Origin of the sequence: Hamadaea tsunoensis DSM 44101 (genome assembly GCF_000428945.1) — a bacterium.
Lineage (GTDB): Bacteria > Actinomycetota > Actinomycetes > Mycobacteriales > Micromonosporaceae > Hamadaea > Hamadaea tsunoensis.
Genome location: NZ_AUAX01000007.1, coordinates 70,814 through 92,149 on the forward strand (window position 1 = coordinate 70,814; position 21,336 = coordinate 92,149).

Below are 21,336 nucleotides of genomic sequence, written 5' to 3' on the forward strand. Positions count from 1 at the left end.
CAGTGAACAGGGGGCTGACGCCGACCGCAGCTCCATGGTGGACTGTTCACGTGCCCACCGAACAAGATCCCTTCGCCGGGGAACTCCGGCGGCTGCGCGACCGGGCTGGGTTGACCCTGCGCCAGGTCGCCGCGCGGGCCGGCTACTCCGCGGCCACGCTGTCGAACGCCGAGACCGGCCGGCGGGTCACCTGGCCGGTGGCCGAGGCGTTCATCCAAGCCTGTGGGGAGGCCCCGGTCGAGTGGCGGTCGCACTGGGCCGCGACCCGGGCGGCCGAGGTCTCGATCACGCCACTGCCGGCGCTCGGCTACGAGCCGGCGGTCGACGGCGCCGACCCGGTGCGAGCGGGCTGCGACCCCGACAAGGTCACCGTCAGTTCGCGGCAGCTGCTGTGGACCGACCATGTCTGGGGCGGCTACCGGCATGTGCACTTCGGCGTCGTCCAGCTGCGCTACTCCCCGCGCCGGCACGCCGCCTGGGCGCGGTTCATCGGCAGCGACGCGTTCGACCACATCGCCGGTCAGCGGCCCCTCGACCTGTCCGTCGAGATCCACCGCCCGACCGACGACGCGAGCCGGCCGTTTCGCAGCCGGTACTGCCTCGACTGGCATTGGAGCGACATCCTGCTGACCCACGGCGCCACCGTGTACGCGCGGGCGAGCGTCTACCGCGATGACGACGTGCTCAGCACCGGCGACACCGAACACCTCGTTCTCCGCTGACCCCGGCCCCCACTTGGGATGACCGGTCAGCGCCCGTCCGGCAGCCAAGGCCGCCGCGAACCGCAGCCGACCGTCATCAGCGGGCCGACCGGCGGGCGAGGGCGTCCACGTCGGCCCGGCGGTAGGCCACCATCCCACCTTCGGCGAAGGAGCAGAGCAGCCACGCCTCCGTGGTACCGCATTCGCGGACCTCCGCCGGCAGCGGCGTGATCGGGGTGAACGTCACGGCGGCGCCGTCGACGTGGGCCAGGCCGAGCCAGGCGTGCCGGCCGGGCACCCTGGGCGCGAGGGTGCTGACGACGAAGGTGCTCTCGTCCGTCGCGTACGGGCCTTTGTCGATCCACAGCCAGCTGCGGGCCGCGGCGGTCAGGACGAGGTCGTCGGGCCGGGCCAGGTGTTCGACGATCCTTCCGGTACGCGGATCGACCCGCACGGCCGCGTCCCCCTGGCCGTAGCACAGCAGGCCGCCGGCGCACGGGTTCGGCCGGCCCGATCCGCCGGCGACGTCCACCGACCACAGCGGCCCGCCCGCGAGGTCGTGCAGGGCGTACATGGCGTAGCGGGAGCCCGACCGTTCGCCGCCGAGGACGGACAGCTGATCGCCGTAGAGGGACAGCGCCTCCGCCGCCGGTACGCGCCCGACCGGCGTCACGGCCCCGGTCGTGTAGTCGACGGCGAGCCCGTAGCGGTCGGGCGGCACGACCAGGAACTCGCGTCCGGCCGGGCCTTCGTCCGGGTAGTGGAACTGGCTTCCCACCGGTACCCGCACCGACCACGACGACCGTCCGGTGGCGAGGTCGCGGCCGTCGATCCGCCAGGCGTCGGCGGTCTCGGTCCGGACGAGCAGCCGGTCGCCCGCGGGGCTCACGGCGAGCGACCGGAGCCGCTCGTGCCACCGCTCCGCCCCTGTACGCGGATCCAGCACCGTCACCACCCAGCCGGTCGTGTCGGTTTCGGGGCGTTCGCCGAACACGACGTTGTCGCCGACGTGTTCGACCCAGGCGAGCGGGGTGCTGTCGTGAGTCCATAGTGTCCGGTGTCGCGCCAGATCGGCCACGACGAGCTTTCGCTGGGCACCGTCGATGTAGGCGACAAGATCGCCCCAGCCGGTCGCGCCGCTGTCGAAACGCGCGTGCGGCAGCACGTACGCCTCGACAGCCGGCTCGTCGACCGCGGCGCCGGTCGCGGTCAGCAGCAGTCCGGCCACCGCCGAGGCCCCGACCGCCCGCCAGGTACGCCGACCCGGGCGGCCGCGGGCCGGCGGCTCGTCGCGTACCTGGGTGAGGTCGCCGAGCTCGATCGTGCTCATGTCGTCCACCCCCGTGATGGCTGGGAAAGGAGTCTATGTCCAGGCGGGGCCGCGGCCGGACCAGCCGAGGATGAGCAGCACGTCGTCGAGGGCCACTCCGGCCGGGACGGTGATCGTCCAGTCGCCGGCCGGACTCGTGCCGACCAGGCCGGTCCAGGCGGGCGCGTTGGCCAGCCGGGAACTCGCGTACCCCTTGGTGGTGACCGCGTCGCCACCGCCGGTCGCCCGCCGGACGGTGACCGTCTCGGCGTCCGCGCCCAGCAGCTGTACGCCGACCGCCGCCGTCGCGAGCTGCTCGATGTAGAGCGGGAAGTCGTTGTCCCGCAGGGTGATGGTGACGGTGCGCGCCCCGTTGTTGAGCGACCACCACTGGTCGGGGAAGTCGCGGGCGAGGCTGAAGACGCAGTCGGCGGACCGCTGGCGGTCGCCGTTGAGGCGCTCGACGACCTGGGCGCGGTAGCCGTAGTCGGCCAGCGCCGTGTACTCCACGGTGAAAAGGACGTCGGCGAGCGAGTCGTAGTCGAACGGGTTGGCCGCCTTGGGCAGTTGCAGCGCCCACGTGGTGTCCACACCGGACCCCTCGAACGGCAGCAGCATCTCCGACTGGACGTCCAGCTCGAACACGCCGTTGGCGTTGAGCGGCGAGGTCAGCGCGACCTGGGACGGTTCGCGGCGCAGCGCGATGTCGGTGAAGCCGCCCATGGTCGGGGCGGTGACGCGGGAGACCCCGTTGGAGGCGAGGGTGGCCCGGATGCCGCGGCTGGGCGGGATCAGGCCGACGACGCTGACGCGTACCTGGCGGATGAGGCGCAGGTAGTGGCCGGGGAAGTCGTTGTCGAACAGGGCCATCGGCGTCGCGAACGACAGGTCCCCGGTACGCCGGAACGTCAGGAACTCGGCCGGCATCAGGGCGCTCAGCGAGAACGTCTGCGACAGGTTCATCCGGCGCTGGTCGGTGGTGAAGGCGTACTGGTCGAGCTGGCTGAGGTCGTCGGTGAGCCGTTCCGCGCCGGTCAGGCCGCCGCGGTCGACGGTCTGCCCGGGCGCGTTCCAGTAGGAGTCGCCGATCAGCCGCTGCGCGTTCTCGGCCCGCTCGAAGGCGAGCTGCGCCTGGGCCAGCCGGGCCACCGAGGTCGCCTGCTGCAGGAGGCTGCGGTAGACCTGGCCGAGGGTGGTGGACATCCAGCGGTACAGGTCGGCGTTGGTGAACTGGGTGGTCAGCAGGGTCAGCGTCGCGAGCGCCTGGCTGTTCTGCAGGCTGGCGAGCGCCAGCTCCTTCTGCGCGATGTCCTGCTGGTCGCGGGCCACCTGCACCTGCGCGGCGGCGATCAGCGAGTCCTGCTCGGCCGACGCCTGCTGCATGCGCCACTCGGCCCGCCGGTCCTCGATCCCGGCCATCAGCTGGTTGGCCTGCATCTGGGCTTCCATGCCGTTGAGGAACCCGGTCGCCACGCCCTTCACGACGTAGCCGGCGGCCACCGCCGTCTGCAGGCCCGCCACGGCGCCGAAGCTGAAGACCTCGCCGGGCACGTTCATCGCCGTCGACGCCGCGTTGGCCACGCCGATCACCGAGTCCGCCACCGCGATGACGTTCTTCATGTCGCGCATCTGCGGGTACGCGCTGAGCAGCTGCTGCTCGTACTGGTTGGGCGGGGCCTCGATCCGCGTACGGTAGTCGGCGGACATGGTGTCGGCCTTCGTCTTCTGCGCCACGGCCGCGTCGATCGCGTCGCCCGCCTCGGTCACCTGCGCCTGGTGCACGGCCACCTGCGCGCCGGCGGCGTCGAGCGCGTTCTGGGCGTCCGAGAGCTGCAGCGTCTTCTGGTCGTACTTCTCCAGGGCCGACAGGTACTGCGCCTCGACCTGACCGGCCAGCCCGGACAGCTGCCGGGCCCGTTCGAGCAGCACCTTGAACCGGTAGGGCGTCGGCTGGTTGATCCCGGTGACCGTGGTGGCCGCCTGGACGCGGGGCAGGCCCGCGATGTTGCGGCCCTGGCGCAGCTTGGCCAGCTGGATTCCCGCCCGCGCGGTCAGCTCGCCGAGGACCGGCAGCGCCAGCGCGGCCTCACCGGGGTTCGACGGGGTCAGCGCGGCCAGGGCCCGGTGGGCCAGCAGCTGCTGCGCGGTCACGTACAGGGTCCGCGCCCGCGCCACCGACGCGTCCGACTCGCGGGTGAACTCGCTGTCGGCGTACTCGAGGACGCAGCGGACCGTCGCCAGCAGCGTGGCGCGCAGGTTCGGGAAGGTGCGGCCGAGCGCGTACGGGTCCAGGCGGGTCAGCCAGCCCGGCGGGAACGTGAGGTCCGGCTTGATCGGCGCGTTCGGCAGGTTGTTCACCGCCGCCAGTTCGGTGTTCATCGCCGCCAGGATCGAGCCCGCGCCCGCCTGCGGCAGGTCGTAGGAGTAGAGCAGCCAGTACCAGTCCAGCGCCGCGAGGTACTCGCCCGACGCCTGCAGCTGCTGGGCCAGCAGCATGGGCACCGCCCAGAGCGCCTCGCGGGCCTGGTCGGCCGTCAGGGGCAGGGCGGCGAGGGTGTTCTGCGCGGCCCGGTTGCGCTGCCCCACCGGGTACGCGAACGACGGGAAACTCGGGTTCGCCGTCCGCGAGGCCGCCACGTACGCGTTCGCCTGGGCGATGGCGTCGGCCGGGCGGAACTGGCCGGACCCCCGGATGACCTGCCACAGCGCGGAGAACGGGGTGTTGCCGGCGGGCAGCAGCAGGGTCGGGTCGCGGTACTGCTCCGGGAAGAGGAACGTCTGCGTGGCCGCCTGCCAGCTGCCGTACTGGCCGATCCACTTCCAGGACGCGTCGAACGCGGGCTGCCCCTGCGTCAGCGTCCACGGTTTGGCCGGGTGCCCGGTCGGCAGCTGCCCGGACCGGATCGCGAACAGCAGCGACTGCAGGCTCTCGGTCGCCTGGTCGAGCCGGGTGGTGCGCAGCGTACCGGCGGCCTTGACGTCCACCTGGAACAGCAGGGTCAGCTGCTCGGCCGCGTCGCCGGTCAGGCGCATCGCCGCGGCGAGGTCCGTCACGAGACCGTCGCGCAGGATCGGCAGCGCCGCCTGCTCGGCCTGCGCGACCGCGTCGGCGGCCCCGTCGGCCAGCGACTGCCGCTGGGCGGTACGCGTACGCAGGAGGGTCGACCAGTCCGCGCGGGCGACCGGATGCACCCGGTAGGGGCTGACCGCGGCCGGGGCGTCGGCCGCCACGAACTGGTCGGGGCCGACGACGACCGGGGTCGCCCCGGGCAGCAGCCGCGACTCCTCGGCCCGCCACGTGGGGTAGAGGTTCTGCTTGCGTACGCCGATGAGGATCGCCTTGGCCTGGGCCCATTCCGCCGCGGTGACCGGGCCGAGGGCCGCGAGCCGGGCGAGGCGGCGCAGGATCGAGAACCCGGACTGGGTGAGGCCGGCCGCGGCGAGCTGGTCGCCGATGTCGGTTCCGTTGCCCTGCGCGGTTTCCAGCGCGGCCAGGTCGACGCCGGGCAGCCCCTTCTGGGTGAGGTTCGCCAGCGCCGCGGTGGGGGTGGCCCCGGTGTTGATGGAGATCTGCAGGTTGGCTTCCCAGGCCGCGAGCTGGTTGGCGCGCACGCCGAGGGCCGTGGTGATCGGCCCGTACGCCGCCCCGGCGGCCACGTCCCGGGCGGTGACGACGTCCGGGTCGAGCAGCGCGCCGAACGTACGCGTCGCCGCCGGGGCCGCGTCCTGCGCCGCCCACGCGGTCGCCTGCGCCGTCCGTCGCCATTGGAGGATCGTGGCCGGGGCGATGTCGCGCAACGGATCCAGGGCGGGGCCGGTGGACGGCAGCCCGAACTTGGCCTCCAGCTCGGCCTCGGTGATGCCGGAACCGGTCAGCAGCAGCGCGTCCAGCTCGTCGGGGCGGGAGCCGGACAGCCGGATGCCGAGCCGGGTACCGAGGGCGCGCCGGTCGGCGTCGGTCATTCCGCGGGCCAGCTGCAGTTCCGCCGGCGTGGTCCCGTACGCGGCCAGCAGCGCCGTGTACGCCGCGGCCGCGTACGCCGCCTGGCCGGTCGTGCCGGTGTAACCCCTGGCCGCCATGTACGCGCGCATCACCTCGACCGGTACGCGCAGCTGGTTGGTCGCCCGGCGGCTGACCTCCGCCTCCCGGGTCAGCGGCTGGCTGATGCGGTCGACGGGCTGGCCGAGGGCGCTCGCCACGACCGCGGTGACGAGCGCGCCGCCGGGCGTGGTCACCTGCTCGTTGGCGAACTCCAGCAACGCGGCCAGGTACGCCCGCCCGTCCAGCCGTTCGGCGAGGGTGGCCGCGGCGTACCCGGAGACGACCTGGAAAGGCACGACGAGCGGGTTGGCCGCCGGTATCGCGTTGCCCGAGTTGTCCTGCGCCCAGACGTAGATGGTGTGGGCGCCGAGCCCGGTGACCGTAATCGGGGCCGACCACGAGGTGAAGTCCCGGTGTCCGGACGCGGTCGCGGGGCCGGTCGGGGTCGCGACGGTCGGCGTACCGGTGGGGGTGGTCGCCCAGGTGACCTGGGCCTGGCCGTCGATCATGCCGCTCTGGTCGTCGGCGGACGTGCCCATGAGCGTGAACGTGCAGGTCTGGGAGCCGGGCGGGGTCGCGGCGATCTGGCCGCCGGCCGCCGGATAGGTGACGCGCACGGTCGGCGCGGTGACGTCGGTGCCGACGACCGTCACCGTCTTGGTCTGCGCCGCGCCCGTCAGCGTGTCGGTGACGGTGACCGAGATGACGTGCGGCCCCATCGCGCTGGGCGCGAGGCCGACCGGCCCGGAACCGCCGGGCAGGCTCACCGCCGGCAGGCCGCCGGTGGCCGTGAACGTACGCGGGCCGTGGCCCGGCGTCGTGGTGGCCGACACGGTGACCGTGCCGCCGTTCGGCAGGGGCAGCGGGACCTGGGTGTTCGGCGCGGGCGCGGTGATCGTCAGCCCCGGCGTCGGGCTCGCGTACGCGATGGTCACGGTGGCGGTCGCGGTGTCGCTGATGGCGAGTTCGTCGCCGTCGGTGCCGTTGAGCGTGACGGAGATCGGGTTCGAGCCGGTACGCACCGCCCGCACGGTGGCGTTCCAGGTGCCCGAGCGGGCCACGCCGGTCCAGTGCACGGTGGACGCCACTCCGGCCAGGGTGAGGGTCCCGTCGGTGACCTGGGCCGAATAGGTGGTGGTCCAGGTTCCGGCGATGACGAAGGCGGCGCTGGGCTCGTCGACGGTGATGGCGGCGGTGCCGCCGGTCAGCGCGACCCCGGCCACGGTCGTGATCTTCACGTTGACGGTGCCGGCCGGGAGATCGCCGCCACCGCCGCCGGGCGGCGGGAGCAGGTTCGCGGTGCCGCCGCGCGGGCGTTCCGGCTGCCGCAGCATCCGCACCGCCATGGCGGACGACTCCGCGACGGCTGGCGACTCCGCGGCGGCGGGCGCCTCCACACTGGCGGGCGCTTCCGCGCTGCCCGGCGACGCAAGGTCGGGCAACGCGAGGTCGGGCGACGCGAGGGCGGGCGTCTCCGCCGGTGGGGCGGACTGCACCGCCTGCCGTACCGGATGAGTCCAGTGGACCGGGAGCACGGTGGTGGGCTCGTCGCCGTCCCGCAGGACGAGCGTGGGCTCGTTGTCGTCCGGGCGCGGTGCGACGGCGTCCGACATGGAAGGCTCCTCAACAGGCCGGGGGCGAGATCGCCACATTGAAGCAGCGCGACCTCCCTCCTTCCTCGCTTGTGTCGCTTTATTGATCAGCCCGTACGCGAGTCCGGCTCGCGATGCTAAAGATGTCACCCGTGGGAGACCAGAACGCCGCGGACCTGATCTCGCTGCCCCCGGGCGGCGGCGCCCAGCAGGGTATCGGCGAGACATTCCAGCCCGACCTGCACACCGGGACGGTCAACTTCTCGGTTCCCCTGCGGACCCCGGCCGGGCGGGCCGGCGTACAGCCGCAGTTGACGCTCGCCTACAGCAGCGGCCAGGGCAACGGCGTCTTCGGCGTCGGCTGGTCGCTCAGCGTTCCCGGGGTACGCCGCCGCACCACGCGGGGCGTGCCGCGCTACACCGACGACGACGTGTTCATCATGTCCGGTGCGGAGGATCTGCGGCCGATCGCGGCCCGGCCCGGCGACCCGGCCGGCGTCACCCGCTACCGGCCGCGCGTCGAGTCGGCGTTCGCCCGGATCGTGCGCGTACGCGACGGGCGCGGCGACTTCTGGGAGGTGCACACCCGGGAGGGCCTGCGCAGCCGCTACGGGACCCCGCGGCCGGACGGCGCCCCGGCGGACTGGACCGACCCGGCCGTGGTCACCGGACCGGCCGGGATCTTCGCCTGGCAGCTCAGCGAGACCGCCGACACCTTCGGCAACCGGCTCGTCTACGAGTACGCCGCCGATCCGCACGGCACCGCGCAGCGCTACCTGTCGGCGATCCGCTACGTCGACCTGGACGACGGCCGGTTCCTGGTCCACGCCGGATTCGCGTACGCCGACCGGCCCGATCCGGTCACCGATCGCCGTCCCGGCTTCGAGCTGCGGACGACCCAGCGGGCGGTCGGGATGCGTACCTGGACGGAGGCGGAGAAGGGTGTCGCGGTCGAGGGGCTGCGGGTCGGCTTCGGCTACGCGCCGGGTCCGGGGCCGTCGCGGCTCGCGACGATCCGGACGTCCGGTGTGGACGGTGACGCCGTGCAGGACGCGCCGCCGCTGACGTTCGCGTACACGCCGTGGAATCCGGACGGGCGGCGGCTGATCGCGGTCGGCGGGCCACTGCCGCCCACCGCTCTGGGCGGCGAGCTCGATCTCGTGGACCTGTTCGGCGACGGGCTCCCGTCCCTCGTCAGCCTCGGCGAGCAGGCGCGCTACTGGCGCAACCTCGGCGGCGGGACCTTCGCGGCACCGAGGTCGCTTGCGGCGGCGCCGGCCGGCGTACGCCTGGGGCAGCCCGGGGTGCTCTTCGCGGACGTGGACGGCGACGGGCGTACCGAGCTGGTCGCGGGTGGAGCGCCGGCCGCGTACGCGTGGCCCCTGGCCCCGACCGCCGACGGCCAGGCCGGTTTCGGGACCCCCGTGCGCACCACCGCCACGCTTCCGTTGTCGGATCCGCTGACCCGGCTGACCGACCTCGACGGCGACGGCAGGATGGACCTGGTCCGCTCCGACGACCGCTGGTACGCCGCCGACGGGGACGGTCGCGGCGGGTTCACCGGTCTGCGGCCGCTGCGCGACGCACCGCCGGTGTCCCTGGCCGACCCGCGCGTCCGCCTCGCGGACATGACCGGCGACGGGCTCACCGACGTGGTCCTCTTGCACGACGGGCATGTGGTCTACTGGCCGAGCCTCGGCCGCGGCCGGTTCGACACCCCTGTCGTCATGCGTGACGCCCCCAAGTTCGGCGAGGCGGGCGCGTACGGGACCACCGGTTTCGACCCCGACCGGCTGCTCGTCGGCGATGTGACCGGCGACGGCACGGCCGACGTGGTCTACGTCGGCGACGGCCGGATCACGGTGTGGCTCAACAACTGCGGCCTCGGCTTCGGCGAGCCGTGGACCGTCACCGGCACGCCGCGCGTCACGAACAGGACCCATCTACGCCTGGCCGATCTCCTCGGCACGGGCGTCTGCGGTCTGCTGTGGACGGCGGACGCCACGCAGCGGGCCGCGTACCGCTTCCTGGATCTGACCGGCGGCGTGAAACCGCACCTGCTGGACGGGATCGACAACCACCGCGGGGCGGTCACCGCACTGGAGTACGCCACGAGCACCGAGTTCGCCCGGCGCGACCGGGAGGCGGGGCGGCCGTGGCAGACGACGTTGCCGACGCCGGTGCACGTCCTCGCGCGTACCACGGTGGCCGACCGGTTCGCCGGGACGACCCTGACCACCGAGTACGCGTACCACCACGGATCGTGGGACGGCGTCGAGCGGGAGTTCGGCGGCTTCGCCCGGGTCGAGCAGCGCGACACGCTGAGTGGCGGGCCGGCGGGCTCGGCGCCGCTGGAGATCCGCTCGTGGTTCCATCCCGGCCCGGTCGGCCCGGCCGACACCTGGCGGCTGCCCGAGTTCCACGGCGAGTACTGGCCCGGCGACCCGCTGATCGCCCCGGCCGTCACCAGCACGCTGCCCGCCACCGCCACGCGACGCGAGCAGCGGGACGCGGCGCGGGCCCTGCGCGGGGTGCTGCTGCGCCGGGAGACCTACGCGCTCGACGGTTCGCCGTTGCAGGACCGGCCGTACGAGGTGGCCGACACGGCGTACACCCTGATGGTGGTGGACGGCTCGGCGCTGGCGCATCCGGCGCTGGCCCGCACGGCGGTGTGGAGCCGGGGCGTGGAGCCGATGGTGCGGCTCACGGCGAGCGGCCTGCCGGACGGCTACGGCCGGGTCGGTACGGAACTCGCGCTCGCCGCGCCGCGGGTGGCCGGCGACCCGCATCTGATCCAGCGGACCACGACCGAGTACGCGACGCGCGACGACGGCACGGCCTACCTGATCACGCGGCCCACCCGTAAGCTGCGCGATCAGCTCGCCGACCCCGGCGGCCGGTCGCTGGCCCAGCTGGCGGCCGAGCTGATGGCGGCACCGCTGGGCGACGTACGCGGCCACGAGCTCACCTACTACGACGGCGACGACTTCACCGGCCTGCCCTTCGGCGAGATCGGTACGCACGGCCTGGTGACCCGGGCCGAGCAGCTCGTCCTGACGCCGGAGCAGCTGTCGGCGGCCGGAACGCCGCCCTACCTGACCGATAGTCCGGTGTGGACAGACGAGTACCCGGTCGCGTTCCGCGCCACCGTGCCGGCCCTGGCCGGGTTCACCCTGCACGACGAGGGCTACTTCGCGACCGTTCTGCGGGCCGCGTACGACGGCCGCGGTCTGCTGGTGACGCAGCGGGACGCGCTCGGCGCGGACGTGCACGTGACCTACGACGACTTCGCGTTGCTGCCGGCGGCGGTGATCGACGCCGAGAACGGCGTACGCTCGGCGGTCCACGACTACCGCCTGCTGGCCGTGGCCGAGATGACCGACGTCACCGGCGTCCGTACGCGGGTCGGCTACACCCCGCTCGGCCAGCCTGCGTGGACCGCGCAGCTCGGCCGCGACGGCGTGAACGAGGGCGACACGGTCGAGCAGCCCGGCACGGTCTACGTCTACGACCTCGTCAACCTGCCGCTGTCGGTGCGCACGATCCGCCGGGTCGACCACCGGTGGTCCATCGTGGACCGGCAGAACGCCGAGCGGGCCGCCGCCGGCAAGCCGCCGCTGTCCGATGCGGAGATCGCCGACCTGTTCCCGGCACTGGACAAGGAACGCGACCGGTTCGGCGAGCGGTTCCTGGAGATGGCCGAGTACTCCGACGGCTTCGGCCGCCTCCTGCAGGCGCGTACGCAGGCGGACGAGCAGGTCGTCGTCGATCTCGGTCTCACCGCCGACCAGAAGGGGAAGGTGTACGACCCTTCGTTCAGCGTCGACTCCGACCGGGTGGCCGTCAGCGGGGCGCGCCGCTATGACGACAAGGGCCGGGTCGTCCAGGCCTGGGAACCCTTCCACGACACCGGACTCGGCTACCGGGAGCCGGATCCGACCGGCCTCGCGAGCGCCGTCACCACCTACGACGCCCGGGGTGTCGCCGTCGCCGTCACCCACGCCGACGGCAGCGTCGAGCTGCACGTTCCCGGTGTCCCCGACAAGCTCGGCGACCCGACCGTCTACCGGCCCACGCCGTGGGAGACCTACCGCTACGACCGCGACGACAACGCCCGGCGTACGCACAAGGACGCCTCGGCCGGCTGGTCGCAGCAGTGGGACACCCCGCAGAGCACGACCGTCGACGCGCTCGGCCGGGTCGTGCGGACCGTCGAGCACCTGCCGGACACCGAACCGGCCGTCACGGTGACCGAGCGGAACATCGAGGGCGCGGTCGTCGCCGTCACCGACGCCCTCGGCCGGGTCGCCGCGACCACCGTCCACGACCTCGCCGGGCACGCCGTGCGGGCCTGGACGATCGACGGCGGAGCCGTGCGTACCTGGTTCGACGCGCTCGGCGGCCCCGTCGAGACCCGCGACGACCGGGACATGGTCACGCTCAGCGCGTACGACGTCCGGCACCGGCCGGTCTCCCGCTGGGGCGGCTCGGTCGCCCGGGGAGTGACGCTGCGCGGCACCGTCTCCTATGGACAGCCGGGCACCCTGGCCGCCGGGCACGCCGTCGTCACGCACGACGAAGCCGGCCGGCTGACCGCCGACGCGTACGACCTCGGCGGGAACCTGCTGCGCCGTACGCGCCGCGTGCTGCGTACGGACCTGCTGCTGGGGGCGCTGCCGAGCGGGCCGGACGCCTGGGAGGACACCGCCTACCCGGTCGACTGGGCGGTCGACGACGACACCGTCCTCGATCCCACCGACTACGCGATCGACGCCGACTTCGACGCGCTCGGCCGCTGCCGGACCACCACCACGCCGGAGAACGCCGACGGCGGCCGGACCGTGCTGTCGTACGCGTACACCCGGGCCGGCCGGATCTCCGCCATCGCCGCCGACGGCAAGGAAGTGCTGAGCGGAGTCTGCTACAACGCCCGCGGCCAGCGCGTCCACGCCCGGCTCGGCAACGGCCTGGCCACCCGCTACATCTACGACCCCGCCACCTTCCGGCTCGCGCGCCTGTTCACCGACCGCGCGGGCGAGGTCGTGCAGGACTACGCGTACGGCTACGACCTGGTCGGCAACCTGCTCACGCTCGCCGACCGCAGCCCCGGCAGCGGCATGCCGATCGCGCCCGGCCAGCCGCTCGGCCCCGACGCCCTCGACCGCGCCTTCGGCTACGACGCCCTCTACCGGCTCACCGCCGCCACCGGCCGCAAGACCGCGCCACCACCGGACGAGAAGGAGCCGTGGCGCGACCAGCCGGCGCCGACCGACGTCACCATCGCCTCGGCGTACGCGGAGAGGTACGACTACGACCTCGTCGGCAACCTGCTCACGCTGACCCATCGGGCGGCCACGGGATACACCCGCGACCACGCCCTCGCGGCCGGATCCAACCGGCTGGCCGCGCTGTCCTACGACGACGCCGGGAACGTGGTCGCCGAGGGCGGCGTACGCCGCTGGGAGTGGGACCACGCGCGCCGGTGCGCGACCTTCCGCGTACAGACCGGCACGGCGGAGCCGTCGATCTACGCCCAGTACCGCTACGACGCGGCCGGATCGCGGGTGACGAAACTGGTGCGGCGGGGCGCGCGTACCGACGTCTGGGTCTATGTGGACGGATTCGAGCGGCTGATCCGCGGCGCGCAGGACCCGGCGACCGCGACCGTGCACGACGAGCTGCCGGTGAGCGACGGCGTGAACAAGGTGCTGGTGCTGCGCCGGGGTGCGAAGCTGCCCGGCGACCCCTACCCGCAGACGCTCTACCACCTGGGCGACCACCTCGCGAGCTCGACCGCGGTGGCCGACGAGGACGGCAGGGTGCTCAACCGCGAGGAGTACACGCCTTTCGGTGAGACCTCTTTCGGCGGATACGCGACCAAGCGCTACCGCTTCACCGCCAAGGAACGCGACGAGGAGAGCGGCCTGGCCTATCACGGCCTGCGGTACTACGCGCCCTGGCGGTGCCGGTGGACCGCGCCCGATCCGCAGTTCCCGACCGGCAGCCTGACCTGGTACCGGTACGCGGGCAACAACCCGCTCAACGTCATCGACCCCACCGGGGCGGCGGACGAACCGTCGGGGGTGAACCTGCCGAAGGACGCCACCCAGGAGGTCAACACCCCCTCGGGGCAGGCGTTCCGGTCGAACCCGTTCTCCTGGGAGTCGTTCAAGACGATGCTCATGGGCGGCGGTCTCTGGGCCGGCACCCCGCAGAAGCACGACGGCACCGAACTCACCGGCCCCGAACAGCGCTCGATGATGGTCCGCAACATCTCGCTCGTCTCCGCGTACGCCCGCGGGCTCGGTTTCCACACCTCCCACTACCTGCTCGGCGAGAAGGTGCCCGAGGGCTCGGTACGCAGCGAGATGCTCGGCAACGTGCTCGCGTTCGCCGGCCCGCTGCTCAACGGGGTCTCGGAGTTCCGGCAGATGTCCCAGGCGGGCAGCGAGTTCCGGGCCTGGAACGCGGCCCACACCGAATATCAGGCGATCTTCCGCAACGCCACCACCGACGCCAGCGGGGCGGCCGTCAGCGCGGCCGAGATGGGCGGCCTGACCAACACCATCGAGATGATGGCCTGGCGCAACTGGAAGCTCAGCCCGGTGCAGTTCAAGTACAGCGGCAACAAGGGCCTCGACCTGCACTTCCTCGGCGTCGGCGAGAACCAGGGCCTGCGCGCGATCGGCGAGGCCAAGGGAGCCGGCGGTCTCGGCGCCCTCGCCGTCCCCGAGACGACCGCGATCCTCGGCGGGTACCGGCAGGGCGGTGAGGCGTACATCGGGATGAGCCTCGCGACCTACGTCGAACGCGGGGGAGCCGAGGCGACCGAGGCGAACCAGGTGATGTCGATGCTGCGCTCGGGCAACGTCCGCAGCTTCCTCGGCACGTCCAACGGTCGGCTCTACGAGCTGCAGTTCTTCGGCAACGTCGACTTCAACAAGACGAGGAACGCCGCCCGGCTGCTCACCCCGCGCTGATCCCTCGCCCGTCGCGGTAGGTTCGCCCTGCCAGTCGGAGAGCTTGACGACGTGAAGGGGACAAAGTGAATACACGGGGGAAGGCGGCGCTTGCCATCGTAGCGATGCTGGCCGCATCGCTCCAGCCCGCCGCGGCCGAGGCCCAGCCACCGCAGGCGGCGGCAGCACTGTCCGAACAGTTCAACACCACGGCGACCGGCCTGATCCCAGCCGGCTGGACCGCGGTGACCTCAGGCGGCAGCGTCGGAGTCGACCCCCTGCCCGACACCGTCGACCGCAGCCTGCGACTGTCGAAAACCACCACCGACACCACATCGTCGGTGAGCGCCCAACGTACGCTGACGCCGCTCACCGGGATCGTCGAGGCGGAAGCACGCGTACGCGTCGACTCGGCGACCAGCTTCTTCGACGTCCTGTACATCGCCGGATCCAACGGGGCATCGCTGGCCAGCATCGGCATCCGGGCCGGCCACTACTACAACGCCGGACCCAACCAGCAACTGCGCACAGCCACCCTCGGCTGGCACGTGGTACGCGTCCGGGCCCGCACCGCGACCCAGACCTTCGACCTGTACGCCGACGGCGAGAAGGTGCTGGCGAACGCGGCCTTCCGCAGCAGCCTGGCCACCGACGTCGGGCGGCTGACCTTCGCCATCGGCCCCGGCGCCACCAACACCGGATCCCTGTGGGTGGACAACGTCCAGGTCCGCCGCGTACCGGACGACACCGTCGCGTACCAGGCGAAGGATCTTTTCGATGACGTTCCGGCCGGGACCGTTCCCCCGGACTACGCGACCACGGTCTCGGGCGGCACCGTCCAGGTGGCCGAGGTGCCTTCTACGGCCGACCACAGTCTCGCCTTCGCCAAGACGGCATCCGCCGGCGACCTGACGGCCGTGCGTACGCTGCCCACCGCGCTCACCGGGCGGGTCACCGTCCAGGCGACCGTGCGTACCGACGAGACGACGGGCGTCAAGATGCCGCTGTACGTACGCGGCTCGGCCGGTACCGTGGCCGCTTCTGTGCAGTTCGCCGGCACGAATCTGCAGCTCGTGACGGGCACCACCAGCTATGTGCTGATCCCGGACGTCCGCCCGGGGGAGTGGTACGCCGTCCGCCTCGTCTTCTCCACCACCGACCGGAAACTCGTCGCCTACGTCGACGGCCGCCGCTTCCCGGCCGTGACCACCACCGGCGTACCGCAGTCGTATCCCTTCCGGGACGCGACGGCCACCGACATCAGCCGGATCACCGTAGGGGTCGGCTCCGGCCAGCTCGGCACGCTCTTCGTCGACAAGCTGATGGCGTTCGCCGCCGTCGACCAGGCTCCGCCCGGCACGGCCGTGGACGTCAAGACCTCCGGTGCCATCGGAGACGGCGTCACGGACGACACCGCGGCCATCCAGGCCGCCATCGACGCCGCCCCGGTCGGCGGAACGGTCCTGCTGCAGAACGGGGTGTTCCTCAGCGGCACCCTGACCCTCAAGTCCGACCTGACCTTCTACATCGCACAAGACGCCGAGCTGCTGGGCACCTGGGACATGAGCCGATACCCCAGGCTGACCGGGATCAGCGCCGGTGGCACCGTCACCCGCGCCCTGCTGCACTCGATCGGTGCCTCCCGGCTCACCATCGAAGGCGGCGGAGTGATCAACGGCAACGGCACCAACCCGGCCTGGCACGGTGACCAGCCTGCCCCCGAGGCCAGCCACTACCCGGCCGGTCTCTTCCTGACCTCCGCGACAGACGTGACGGTACGCGACATCCACCTCCAAGACGCCGGCCTCTGGGGACTCGTACCCGCGGAGATCGACGGCTTGACCATCAACGACGTCACCATCGACAGCTACAACGACGGCAACCGCGACGGCATCGACGTCGTGGACGACCAGAACGTCCTCATCGAACGCGTCGAGGTCTACAGCGAAGACGACTCGATCTGCTTCAAGTCGCAGCAGGGCCGGCCCGGCGTCACCGGTGCCGTCGTCCGGCTCGCCACCGTCGGAAGGTCGGGCGCCAACGGCGTCAAGCTCGGCACCGCCAGCTTCAACGCCTTCCGGGACGTCACGGTCGAGGACACCCTCGTCAAGCACACCAGCCGCGGCGGCATCACCCTCGCCGACGTCGACGGTGCGACGATCGCCCAGGCGGCCTTCCGCCGCATCACCATCGACGATTCGCTGCGCGCGATCTTCGTCGTCATCGGCGTGCGGACCTCGTCGGCCACGAATCGATGGATCAGCGGTCTGCGGTTCGAGGACATCACGGCCGCTGCCGGAGATCCGGCGACCGCACACCTCGCCACCGGTGTGGTGATGTCGGGAACCGCGTACAGCACTGCGACCTATCACATCGATGACGTGCTGCTCAGCAACGTGAAGATCACGATCACGACGCCCAGCACCGCCGCGTGGCAGTACCCGCCCGAGTACAGCAACTACTACCCCGAGGCCAACATCTGGCCGAACATCAACGCGTACGGCTTCTACGTCCGTCATGCCGACGGCGTCACGATGCGCGCGAGTTCCGCCACCGCACCGAGCCCGGGGACCCGTCCGATGACCACCACGGACGACGTACTGAACTACTCGGTCAGCTGACCGCAGGCTCCACGCTGCCCCGTCCACCGCGGGCGAGGCAGCGTGGTCTGTGGAGCACGCCGCCCCACAGGGGCTCTCATCGGGTGGCGGGCTGCCGCTGAGGCCCGGGCGCGGGTGAAATGACAACGTTGACATGAGCGCGAGGCCGCCCTTTAATGACGGGAGTCGATGCATCGTCCCCGAGGAGTGCGGATGCAACCGCTTGCCCGTCGCGCCGCTCACGCGCTGATCGCCGCCGCGGTGGTGGCCACGCTCGGTTCCACCGGCGTACCTCGCGCCTGGGCTGCCACTCCACCCTGGACGGACACCACACAGACAGCCGACCAGCGCGCCGGCGAGCTGCTGAGCGCCATGACCCAGGCCGAGAAGCTCGCCATGATGCACGGCGGCGCCTCGTGCGGGTACGCCGGCTGCATCGACGCCAACACCCGGCTCGGCATCCCGGCACTGCACCTGCAGGACGGGCCGGCCGGCGTCGGTGACGGCGTCACCGGGGTCACCCAGCTGGCCTCGCCGGTGTCCGGCGCCGCGACCTGGGACACCGGGCTGATGAACCAGTACGGCCAGGTCCTCGGCGCCGAGCAGTGGGGCAAGGGCACCAACGTCGAGCTCGGTCCGACGGTCAACATCGTCCGCGATCCGCGGTGGGGGAGGGCCTTCGAGTCGTTCGGCGAGGACCCCTACCTGGCCGGGCAGATGGCGGCCGCCGACATTCGGGGCATCCAGAGCCAGGGCCCGATGGCGCAGGTCAAGCATTACGCGGTCTACAACCAGGAGACCAACCGCAACAACATCACCGACAACGCGATCGTGTCCGACCGCGCGCAGCGCGAGATCTACCTGCCGGCGTTCGAGACCTCGGTCCGCCAGGGCGGCGCGTACTCCGCGATGTGCTCGTACTCGGCGATCAACGGAGCCTTCGCGTGTGAGAACGGGCCGTTGCAGAACAGCATTCTCAAGGCCGACATGGGCTTCACCGGGTTCATCACCTCCGACTGGGGCGCCACCCACTCCACCGTCGCGTCGGCCGACAACGGCCTGGACATGGAGATGCCCGACAACCGCTACTTCGGCCCGGCGCTGACCACCGCCGTGCAGAACGGCCAGGTCAGCCAGGCCACGATCGACGACCACGTCAAGCGGATCCTCGTCTCGATGTTCAAGGCCGGCCTGTTCGACAGAGCCCAGACCGGCACCCTGAGCACACCGGTGACGTCGACCCCCCACACGACCCTCACCCGCCAGGTCGCCGCGGCCGGAACCGTGCTGCTCAAGAACACCGGCAACACGCTACCGATCGGGTCGGACACCAAGTCGATCGCCGTCCTCGGAGTCGGCGGCGACGCGTCGCCGATGTACCAGGGCGGCGGCAGCGCCGGGGTCAACCCCACCGGCGCGGTCAGCCCGTTACAGGGCATCACGAGCCGGGCCGGCAGCGCGACCACCGTCACGTACGCGTCGGGCAGCACCTCAGGTCCGATCGTGGGACTGGCCGGCAAATGCGTCGACGTCGCCGCGGCCAGCAACGCCAACGGAACCCACGTGCAGCTCTACGACTGCAACGGCTCCAACGCCCAGATCTGGACGCCGGGGACCGACGGCACCGTACGCGCCCTCGGCAAGTGCCTGGACATCACCAGCGCCGGCACCAGCGACGGCACCAAGGTCCAGCTGTACGACTGCAACGGCAGCGGCGCCCAGAAATGGACCGTGTCGGGCAGCACGATGGTCAACCCAGCATCGGGCAAGTGCCTCGACGTGCCGGCGGCGAACCCGGCCAACGGCACCCAGCTGCAGATCTACACGTGCAACGGCACGACCGCGCAGAACTGGCGGGTGACCGGCAGCCCGTCCGCGCACGACCAGGCCGTCACCGCGGCGCGCAACGCCAACCTGGCCGTCGTGTTCGTCGGCCGCTTCGAAGCCGAAGGCAGCGACCTGCCCGACATCAGCCTGCCGTCCGACCAGAACCAGCTCGTGGCCGACGTCGCGGCGGCCAACCCGAACACCGTCGTCGTGGTCACCAGCGGATCCGCCGTGACCATGCCATGGGCCGGGTCGGTACGCGGCATCCTCGAAGCCTGGTACCCCGGCCAGGAGTACGGCAACGCGCTGGCATCGCTCCTCTTCGGCGACGTCGACCCGTCGGGCAAGCTGCCGGTCACGTTCCCGGCGTCGCTGGCCGACGTACCGGCCGGCACCGCCGCGCAGTGGCCCGGCCAGAACGGCACCGTGCAGTACTCCGAGGGTGTCAACGTCGGCTACCGCTCGTACGACGCGCGCAACACGACACCGCTGTTCCCGTTCGGCTACGGCCTGTCGTACACCACCTTCGGATACGCCAACCTGACGGTCGGCGCGCCCGACGCCACCGGCAAGGTGGCCGTGTCGTTCGACGTCACCAACACCGGCAGCCGGGCCGGCGCGGAGGCCGCGCAGGTCTACGTCGCGCAGCCGTCCGCGGCCGGCGAACCGCCCAAGAACCTGCGCGGGTTCACCAAGGTCACCCTGAACCCGGGCCAGACCCAGCGCGCCACGGTCAACCTCGACGCGCGCAGCTTCCAGGCCTGGACGGCCAACGCGTGGACCCGCACCGCCGGGACCTACCAGATCCTCGTCGGCGCGTCGTCCCGCGACATCCGGCTCACCGGCGGCATCACCCTCGGCGCCGACGCCCCGATGGTCGGCTACCAAGGGCTGTGCGTAGACGTCAAGGCGGCGTCGACCGCCAACGGCACCCCGGTCACGGTGTACACCTGCAACCAGACCGGCGCTCAGCGCTGGACGGCGCTGGGCGGCGGAGCCCTGCAGGCCCTCGGCAAATGCCTGGACATCACCGCCGCGGGAACCGCCGACGGCACCAAGGTCCAGCTGTACGACTGCAACGGCACCGGCGCCCAATCCTGGCAGCACCGTGCCGACGGCTCGCTGTTCAACCCGGCATCCGGCAAATGCCTCGACGACACGGGCTTCTCCACCACCCCCGGCACCCAGCTGCAGATCTGGACCTGCACCGGCGGAGCGAACCAGGTATGGAGCACGCCGTCGTGACCGATGTTCCGGCGCGCGGGGGCGCCGGCCCGCCCGACCTGCTTGCCCCCTGAGCCGCAGGGTGCCGATTATCTGATGCGTCGATCGGTACGCTTGTCCGGAATCGGCATGTCGGCGACGGCCTCGGCGAGGATGGTGCGATGGCAGGCGCGGATCGAGCCGGCATCGGTCAGGTGTTCAACGAGGTGCCGGAGCTGTACGACAGGGTCCGGCCGGGGTATCCCGACGCTCTGTTCACCGACCTCGTCACCATCACCGGCATCGGCGAAGGGGCACCGGTGCTGGAGGTCGGCTGCGGCACCGGTCAGGCGACACGATCGCTGGCGGCGCTCGGATGTTCGGTGACCGCGGTCGAGCCGGGCTCAGGTATGGCCGCGTTGGCTCGTGAACGGCTCGCCGCCCTCGGCAACGTCACCGTCGAGTCATCGACGTTCGAAGAGTGGGACGACCGAGGTCGACGCTTCGACCTCCTCGTGGCCGCTTCGGCGTGGCACTGGGTTGATCCCGCGATCGGCTGGCGGCGGGCCCGCGAGGTGCTCCACCCGGGAGGGTGGATGGCGCTGCTCGGCCACGTCGTCATCCGCCGGTCCGGCGAGCCGGAGGTGTACGCCGAAACTGCCGATCTGCACGAACGGTTCGCCCCGGGGAACCCCGCATGGGGACACCCGCCGCTGGAGGGAGAGGTGCGCAGCACCGACGAGGGCTGGGGGCTGGTCGAGGATCCCGGCAGCCTGTTCGGCCCCACGATCGTGCGCTGGTACCCCACGGTTCAGTGGTTGGACGGCGACGGATTCGCCGACCTCATGCGCTCGCAGTCGCTGTACCTCAGGCTCGATCGCGACGTCCGCGAGCCGCTGCTCGACGCCATCGCCGAGCGCATCCGCACCCGGATGGGCGACCGCGTGGCCCGCCGATACCTGAGCGTCCTGCGCATCGGCCAGCGCGCGGACTGAATTCCGGGCGTGATCCGGTCAGGCTCTTGAAAGCGTCTGTTCGATCAGGATCTGGACCTCTACCTACACGGCACAGCACTTGGCCGCTGTCGGGGTGTTCGCCGTCAG

General features: G+C 72.0%; 7 protein-coding genes. 5 read left to right on the forward strand and 2 right to left on the reverse strand.

Translation table 11 applies throughout. From position 1 onward, the window contains the following. Window positions 1-50: 50 nt before the first annotated feature. The gene (locus G401_RS56735) at window positions 51-722 is read left to right on the forward strand and encodes a helix-turn-helix domain-containing protein (RefSeq protein WP_211240744.1); all 672 of its coding nucleotides are present in this window, start codon (window positions 51-53) and stop codon (window positions 720-722) included. Window positions 723-798: 76 nt separating this feature from the next. Here the strand turns inward: G401_RS56735 and G401_RS0114630 are convergent, their stop codons facing one another. Continuing rightward, window positions 799-2,031, reverse strand: a complete 1,233-nt coding sequence (locus tag G401_RS0114630; RefSeq protein WP_157545724.1) for a PQQ-binding-like beta-propeller repeat protein — start codon at window positions 2,029-2,031, stop codon at window positions 799-801. Window positions 2,032-2,064: 33 nt separating this feature from the next. Then, window positions 2,065-7,665, reverse strand: coding sequence for a Tc toxin subunit A-related protein (locus G401_RS0114635; protein WP_027343086.1), 5,601 nt, complete (start codon window positions 7,663-7,665; stop codon window positions 2,065-2,067). 131 nt (window positions 7,666-7,796) lie between these two features. Between G401_RS0114635 and G401_RS0114640 the strand changes: the two genes are divergently transcribed. The 4 genes from G401_RS0114640 to G401_RS0114655 all read left to right on the forward strand — a co-directional run bounded on the left by G401_RS0114640 (window position 7,797) and on the right by G401_RS0114655 (window position 21,228). Next, window positions 7,797-14,624 carry a SpvB/TcaC N-terminal domain-containing protein gene (locus G401_RS0114640; protein ID WP_027343087.1) on the forward strand — a complete coding sequence of 2,276 codons (6,828 nt, stop codon included), beginning with the start codon at window positions 7,797-7,799 and terminating at the stop codon, window positions 14,622-14,624. 104 nt (window positions 14,625-14,728) lie between these two features. Then, the gene (locus G401_RS0114645) at window positions 14,729-17,224 is read left to right on the forward strand and encodes a glycoside hydrolase family 28 protein (RefSeq protein ID WP_027343088.1); all 2,496 of its coding nucleotides are present in this window, start codon (window positions 14,729-14,731) and stop codon (window positions 17,222-17,224) included. 192 nt (window positions 17,225-17,416) lie between these two features. Next, window positions 17,417-20,275: a glycoside hydrolase family 3 C-terminal domain-containing protein gene (locus tag G401_RS52705; RefSeq protein ID WP_051366674.1), complete on the forward strand. Its 2,859-nt coding sequence runs from the start codon at window positions 17,417-17,419 to the stop codon at window positions 20,273-20,275. Between the two features lie 140 nt (window positions 20,276-20,415). Beyond that, window positions 20,416-21,228, forward strand: coding sequence for a class I SAM-dependent methyltransferase (locus tag G401_RS0114655; protein WP_027343089.1), 813 nt, complete (start codon window positions 20,416-20,418; stop codon window positions 21,226-21,228). The last annotated feature ends 108 nt before the right edge of the window (window positions 21,229-21,336 follow it).

Coding starts and splice junctions, on each gene's coding strand:
- G401_RS0114635 (WP_027343086.1), bottom strand. CDS start 7,665: ATGTCGGACGCCGTCGCACCGCGCCCGGACGACAACGAGCCCACGCTC.
- G401_RS52705 (WP_051366674.1), top strand. CDS start 17,417: ATGCAACCGCTTGCCCGTCGCGCCGCTCACGCGCTGATCGCCGCCGCG.
- G401_RS0114630 (WP_157545724.1), bottom strand. CDS start 2,031: ATGAGCACGATCGAGCTCGGCGACCTCACCCAGGTACGCGACGAGCCG.
- G401_RS0114655 (WP_027343089.1), top strand. CDS start 20,416: ATGGCAGGCGCGGATCGAGCCGGCATCGGTCAGGTGTTCAACGAGGTG.
- G401_RS0114645 (WP_027343088.1), top strand. CDS start 14,729: ATGCTGGCCGCATCGCTCCAGCCCGCCGCGGCCGAGGCCCAGCCACCG.